Annotated in this window: 5 protein-coding genes; all 5 read left to right on the top strand. The window is 31.0% G+C overall.

Translation table 11 applies throughout. From position 1 onward, the window contains the following. The coding region (locus tag ACMUOV_RS08145; RefSeq protein WP_413854637.1) for an alpha-amylase/4-alpha-glucanotransferase domain-containing protein at positions 1-2,059 on the top strand (2,059 nt) is incomplete at its 5' end. Then, positions 2,060-2,701, top strand: coding sequence for a PTS sugar transporter subunit IIC (locus tag ACMUOV_RS08150; RefSeq protein WP_413854639.1), 642 nt, complete (start codon positions 2,060-2,062; stop codon positions 2,699-2,701). After that, on the top strand, positions 2,698-3,480 hold the full coding sequence (locus ACMUOV_RS08155) for a PTS system mannose/fructose/sorbose family transporter subunit IID (protein WP_413854640.1): 783 nt from the start codon (positions 2,698-2,700) through the stop codon (positions 3,478-3,480). The genes ACMUOV_RS08150 and ACMUOV_RS08155 overlap by 4 nt, the downstream gene beginning before the upstream one ends. A 2-nt stretch (positions 3,481-3,482) precedes the next feature. Next, entirely contained in the window at positions 3,483-3,758 is a 276-nt protein-coding gene (locus ACMUOV_RS08160; protein WP_413854641.1) for an HPr family phosphocarrier protein, read from the top strand. Next, positions 3,755-4,777 (top strand): phosphoenolpyruvate-utilizing N-terminal domain-containing protein (locus tag ACMUOV_RS08165; protein ID WP_413854643.1); only part of this gene is annotated, 1,023 nt, incomplete at its 3' end. The genes ACMUOV_RS08160 and ACMUOV_RS08165, both read left to right, overlap by 4 nt.

Below are 4,777 nucleotides of genomic sequence, written 5' to 3' on the forward strand. Positions count from 1 at the left end.
AGTTAAATTTATTTTTGGTATACATAATCATCAGCCGGTAGGCAATTTCGATTGGGTTTTGGAGAAAGGTTATAACATTGCATATAAGCCGTTTTTAGACGTAATGTTAAAACATAAAAGTATAAAATGGAATTTACATTGCAGCGGAATTTTATGGGATTTTTTTGTGAAAAAATATCCTGCATACATAAACACAATAAAACAACTTGTTAAAGAAAATAATTTGGAAATATTGTCCGGCGGATATTATGAACCGATATTATCCGTTATACCGAAGCAGGATCAAATGGGGCAAATAAATTTATTGTCGAATTTTATAGAAAAAACTTTCGGAACAAAACCGCAGGGTGCATGGATTGCCGAAAGAGTTTGGGAACCTTCGTTGGTTGAAACTTTATCGGATGCAAATATCAAATATGCTCTTCTTGATGATTTTCATTTTACCGCTACGGGTTTGAAAAATAACGATTTAAGGGGATATTTTACATCCGAAGATAAGGGGAAAACTTTAAATTTATTCCCGATAAGTCAAAAATTAAGATATTTTATTCCTTTTCAGGATGTTGATGTTTGTATTAATTATTTCAGAAAACTTGCTTATGAGGGTAAAGAAACAATTTTGGTTATGGCTGATGACGGAGAAAAATTCGGTATGTGGCCCGAAACAAATAAGCATGTTTATGAAAACGGTTGGCTTGAAAAATTTTTAACGGCACTTGAACAAAATTCCGATATTGTTGAAACCGTTACTTTTTCACAAGCTATGGCACAAACAAAACCTTGTGGAAGAATATATTTGGGAACCGGGTCTTATTTTGAAATGTCGGAATGGTCGTTACTCAATAAAGCTCAAAATAATTTTGAAAATTTGGTAAAGCAATATGAAAACAATGAAGATTTAAAACCTTTTATAAGGGGCGGTTTTTGGAGATTGTTTTTAAGCAAATATGAAGAATCAAATAATATGCATAAAAAAATGCTTAGGTTAAGCAATAAAATAAATATGCTTCCGCCTAAAAAATTGAAGAAAACAAAAATATTGAACACTCTTTACGGCGGACAATGTAACTGTGCTTATTGGCACGGTGTATTTGGCGGTTTGTATTTGCCTCATTTAAGAAATGCAATTTACGAACAATTGTTAAAAGCGGAAAATATTTATAATGATATTTGTTCTCCAAAACAAAAATGGGAGTTTGCCGATTTTGACAGTAACGGATTAAATGAAGTTTTATATGAAGGTAAAAATGAAAATATTTATATAAATTATATGTCGGGCGGAACGATATTTGAATTTGATATTTTAAAGAAAAATTATAATTTATCAAATGTGCTTACAAGAAGATATGAAGGTTATCATAAAAAATTAAAAGAAGCAATTGAAAGTAATAATATTGCAGACCCTAATCAATTCGGAACAATTCATTCCGATGCCGTAAAAGTAAAAGAAACAGGGCTTGAAAAAGCACTTGTTTATGATTGGTACAGAAAAGCATCTTTGGCAGACCATTTTTTAAGTAAAGATACTGCTTATGAAAATTTATATCCTGTTACTTTTAAGGATATCGGTGATTTTGTTTTGGGAGAATATAAACCCGTTATCAGAAAAAATGAACTTGAACTTCAAAGAATAGGCAGTATTTGGTGTGACGGTATGGAATATAAAATAAAAGTAACAAAAATAATTATTCCTTTAAAACAATGCGGGTATGAAGTAAATTATAAAATTACAAATTTGTCACAGCAACAGCTTAATTTAAAATTTGCGCTTGAACATGTTTTTGAATTTTCAGAAAAAACTGAAGCTGATTCCGTTCAGATTAACAACGTAAACAAATGGGTTAGAAAAGATGAAAATTTAAAATTTTCCGTTGATGTTGAAAGTTCTGTTAAGTGTTCTTTTTGGACTGCTCCGATAGAAACGGTTTCAAATTCCGAAAACGGATATGAAAAAACATATCAGGGAACAACTTTGTTTAATGTGTATGATTTTATTTTAGAACCGACGGAAAGTTTTAAGTTTATAACAAAAATAACAATTGAAACGGATAAAAAATAGATGATAATCAATTATATGGCCTTATCTTTTTTGGCTGCAGTTTTCAGTTCGGATATAACTATGTTCGGGCAATTTATGATATCCAGACCTATTTTTTGCGGTCCGTTTTTCGGCTTTTTATTGGGTGATATTCATACAGGGCTTTGGTTGGGAATGATTGTTGAAATGGTTTGGATAAATGCCATACCGTTAGGTTGTGCGGTTCCGGTTGATTTAACTTTTATGACTATACTTTCAGTTATATGGTCAACGGTTTTATTTAGAGGAAGTCAGGAAATTGCCGTTTTTGCATTGGCATTGGCAGTTCCTTTTGCATATATATATAAGGAAGTGGATTTTGCCGGAAGATTGTTCAATACAAAAGTTATGCATTGGGTTGAACACGGTATAAAAAACGGAAAAGAAAAAAGAATTTCAAAAGGTTTGTTTTTCGGTTTGCTGTTTTTTATATTAAGAACGGCATTGATGTATTTTTTATTTCTTTTATTGGGAAGTATTATAATAAAAAAAGTATTTGCAACTGATATTCCGATTTATATTGTTTTGGCATTAAAAAAAGCATGGTATTATTTACCGGTTTTCGGATTCGGTATGGTATTGAATAATTTTAAAAATATAAAAATACCTTTTATAAAAAGATGAAAAAAAATATTGTAAGAGGATTATTTTTCAGAAGTTTTTTTCTGCAGGCATTATGGAATTTTGAAAGGTTACAAAATATAGGTTTTTTATATATTATATATCCTGTTATTGCCGGATTATATAAAGATAAGGAAAAAAGAAAACAAGCTCTTTTAAGGCATATAGGTTTTTTTAATACAAACCCTTATATGGCAAGTGTTATTATTGCTATGGTTGTAACGGCAGAACAAAATATTGCCGAAGGAAAACCTGTTTCCGTAAAACCTGAAGCTATAAAATCAATGATGGCAGGCCCTGTTGCGGCAATAGGAGATTCTTTTTTTTGGGGAACATGGCGACCTTTTGTTTCTTTTGTTGCAATATTTTTAAGTGTATTATTGATAAATATTTTTGATATAAATTATTTATGGATAGTTCCTGTTTGGTTTATCGTTTTATATAACATAGTCCATTTGGCTTTCAGATATTGGGCATTATCGGTAAGTTTCAGTTTGAACGAAAAAATGATAGAATTGATAGCCAAACTTGAAATATCGTTTATAGGTGATGTATTTAGAAGTATAGGTTTGTTTATTATAGTTGCGGCATTGTTTTTTTATGTATATTCGTTCGGCTTCGGACCTACTACTTTAATATCTTTTATAAATTATGATATACCCGAAGCGATTATATTCGGTTTAATATTATTAATTACTTTTTTATTCGGTAATACTAAACCTGTAATATTGTTTTACTGTGCTTTAATATTTAGTTTTATTTTTGCATATTTGGGGTTATAACGATGAAAGAAAAGAAAGTTAAAATCGTCAACAAATTAGGTTTACATGCAAGACCGGCTTCATTACTTGTCCAAACTGCCATGAAATATTCGTCAAATATTACGATAATAAAAGATGAATATAAAGTTGATGCCAAAAGTATTATGGGTATATTAATGCTTGCCGCATCATGCGGAACCGAATTAATAGTTCAAACGGAAGGTCCCGATGAACAGGAAGCATTGGATAATATTGAAAAAATTTTTAATGAAGGTTTTGGTGAAGAGATATTGTTATGAAAAATGAACAAATATTAAAAGGTATTGCCGCTTCTTCCGGTGTTGTTATCGGAAAAGTTTTTCTTTTGGAAGAAGATGAATATTTTATTCCGGTAAAAAAAATATCAAAAGATAAAATTCAGGCGGAATTTACAAGACTTGAAAAAGCACTATCCGCTACGGAACAGGAAATATCCGAAAATAAGGCGGCGTTAAGTAAAATGCTCGGTGAAAATTATGCCGAAATTGCCGTTGCACATTTGTTAATTTTAAAAGATCCTATGATAAAACAAGAAGTTGGAACTCTTATCGAATCCGGAGTTAATGCCGAATATGCAATTTATCAAACAGTGGAAAAAATGTCAAAAACTTTTGATAGTATAGAGGATGAATATTTTAAAGAAAGAAAAAACGATTTGTCGGATATTGCCAAAAAAGTTATAACTAATTTACTCGGTAAAAAAGATAATAAGTTAAAAAATATATCTCCCGGTTCGGTAATAGTTGCAAAAACATTAACACCGGCGGATACTATTACGATGAAAAATGAAATGGTTAGTGCATTTGTTACCGATACGGGCGGAAAAACTTCTCATACGGCATTAATTGCGCAAAGTTTGGAAATACCTGCAGTAGTGGGGCTTAAAAATGTTTCTTCTCAAGTTTATCACGGTATGCCCATAATAGTTGACGGTAATAAAGGTATAATAATTTTAGAACCTTCAAAAAAAACAAAGCTTCTGTATCAAAAAGAGTATGAAATACAAATTACCGACAGAAAAGAACTTGAACAATTTAAAGATTTAACCGCAACTACAACAGACGGTAAAAATATAACCCTTGATGCAAATATAGAAACTCCCGATGAAATTAATTCCGTTCTTGCAAACGGTGCGGCAGGTATAGGACTATACAGAAGCGAGTTTATGTATATGTCAACAAAAAATATGCCTACCGAGGAAGAACATTTCCAAAATTATGCAAAAATAGCGCAACGTATGGGAACAAAAAACGTAATAATAAGAACTATTGATTTGGGC

This window comes from Candidatus Ruminimicrobium bovinum, assembly GCF_902760015.1.
GTDB classification, from domain to species: Bacteria; Elusimicrobiota; Endomicrobiia; order Endomicrobiales; family Endomicrobiaceae; genus Ruminimicrobium; species Ruminimicrobium bovinum.